Below are 622 nucleotides of genomic sequence, written 5' to 3'. Positions count from 1 at the left end.
CGCCACGTCCTGTGGCAACGCTGAATTAACCCACGTCTAGCGGGCCAAGAGCACCCGAAACAAAGAATTCACCTGTTTTGTGAAACCTGTCTACATCAAAAAGCTCTGAAAGATAGAATGCATGTGTATGCACTTTCTTCAGGTGGTTGGAAACGTACCTCCACTGCGCCCAATGATGCGCACCTATCATCTTCTCCGGTAATAGTGCACGCAACACTGGTGGAAGTTTTTCACGAAATCCCATTGCTCTTCTGGCAATTACATAGCTTGCCGCCTGGTGAATGGATATCCCGAATCGTTTCATGTATTTCATTTTGCCAATTTGGCTGGTGTAGGCTGGGTTAATCTCATATACAGTCACCCCTATTTTCTCTGCTCTGGATTTAATGGCGGCGATCATTTTCTTATAAGCAAACATGGCCATTTTCCGGTTTGCCTTTTTATTGCCATACGGATTCGATACGTTGGAAGTGGTCGTATTGATTCTTTCCAAAGCAATTGGCTTGTTCGCTTTCAGGGCAATAGCTACAACTCCAACCGCTTCAGCTTCGATGATCTTGGTAATTTGCCCTGACGTTTTGCCTTCCAGCTTAAATGGTAATGTGCAGGATGAAAGTAACTG

1 protein-coding gene is annotated in these 622 nt (G+C 45.0%); it reads right to left on the bottom strand.

What is annotated here, in order from left to right:
• Positions 1–25 precede the first annotated feature (25 nt).
• The coding region (locus tag IEX12_RS23185; protein WP_188726000.1) for an IS200/IS605 family accessory protein TnpB-related protein at positions 26–622 on the bottom strand (597 nt) is incomplete at its 5' end.

Origin of the sequence: Lentibacillus populi (genome assembly GCA_014642895.1) — a bacterium.
GTDB lineage: Bacteria > Bacillota > Bacilli > Bacillales > Amphibacillaceae > Lentibacillus_C > Lentibacillus_C populi.
Note: the sequence above shows the minus strand (reverse complement) of the source record. Positions and strands in the feature narration are given on the sequence as shown.